Origin of the sequence: Mycobacterium sp. E1715, from assembly GCF_001667625.1 — a bacterium.
Classification (GTDB): domain Bacteria; phylum Actinomycetota; class Actinomycetes; order Mycobacteriales; family Mycobacteriaceae; genus Mycobacterium.
In genome coordinates, this window is sequence record NZ_LZJJ01000505.1 from 1 (window position 1) to 916 (window position 916).

General features: G+C 67.5%; 2 protein-coding genes. One reads left to right on the top strand and one right to left on the bottom strand.

Annotation, left to right across the window (positions count from 1 at the left end; translation table 11 throughout):
* Nucleotides 1-681 (top strand): condensation domain-containing protein (locus A9X03_RS24880; RefSeq protein WP_156746667.1); only part of this gene is annotated, 681 nt, incomplete at its 5' end.
* On the opposite strand, the gene A9X03_RS30930 is transcribed toward A9X03_RS24880, so the two are convergent.
* Nucleotides 620-889 carry a condensation domain-containing protein gene (locus A9X03_RS30930; protein WP_369831414.1) on the bottom strand — a complete coding sequence of 90 codons (270 nt, stop codon included), beginning with the start codon at nt 887-889 and terminating at the stop codon, nt 620-622. The two genes, A9X03_RS24880 and A9X03_RS30930, sit on opposite strands and share 62 nt — an antisense overlap.
* Nucleotides 890-916 lie beyond the last annotated feature (27 nt).

Below are 916 nucleotides of genomic sequence, written 5' to 3' on the forward strand. Positions count from 1 at the left end.
CTCCAAAACCACTACGACACCGCCGACATCCTGCCGCTCACCGCACTCCAAGAAGGACTGCTCTTCCACGCCACCACCGCTCGGGATCTCGGCGATCTGTACGCGATGCAACTCGACGTCACGGTCGCCGGCCCACTCGACCCGCGCCGGCTGCACGACGCCGTCCGCGCCGTCGTCGAGCGCCACCCCAACCTGGCCGCTCGGTTCTGCCGGCAGTTCGACCAACCGGTTCAAATCATTCCGGCCCACCCCTTGGCGGTATGGCGATACGAGGCCGTCGAAGCCGATGATCGGATCGAAGGGATTTGCGCCGACGAACGGGCCGCGGTCGGTGACCTCACCGCCGGACCCGTCTTCCGGGTTGCTCTGCTTCGCACCGGAGAGAGCCTCCATCGAATTGTGCTGACGTTCCACCACATCGTGCTCGACGGGTGGTCGCTACCGATCCTGCTGCACGAGATTTTCGGCTGCTACCAAGGCCGGCAACTGCCGGCCGCGACACCCTATCGCCGGTTCGTCAGCTGGCTGGCCGAGCGCGACCTCGACGCCGCCCGCGACGCCTGGGCCCAAGCGCTCGCCGGCCTTGACGCCCCCACCCTCGTCGGTCCGCCGGGCCGGCTCAAGCCCGGTCCCAAGAGCACCAGTTCGTTCGCCATATCGCCAAGGGGTGGGCCGGAATGATTTGAACCGGTTGGTCGAACTGCCGGCAGAACCGAGCGGCCAGGTTGGGGTGGCGCTCGACGACGGCGCGGACGGCGTCGTGCAGCCGGCGCGGGTCGAGTGGGCCGGCGACCGTGACGTCGAGTTGCATCGCGTACAGATCGCCGAGATCCCGAGCGGTGGTGGCGTGGAAGAGCAGTCCTTCTTGGAGTGCGGTGAGCGGCAGGATGTCGGCGGTGTCGTAGTGGTTTTGGAC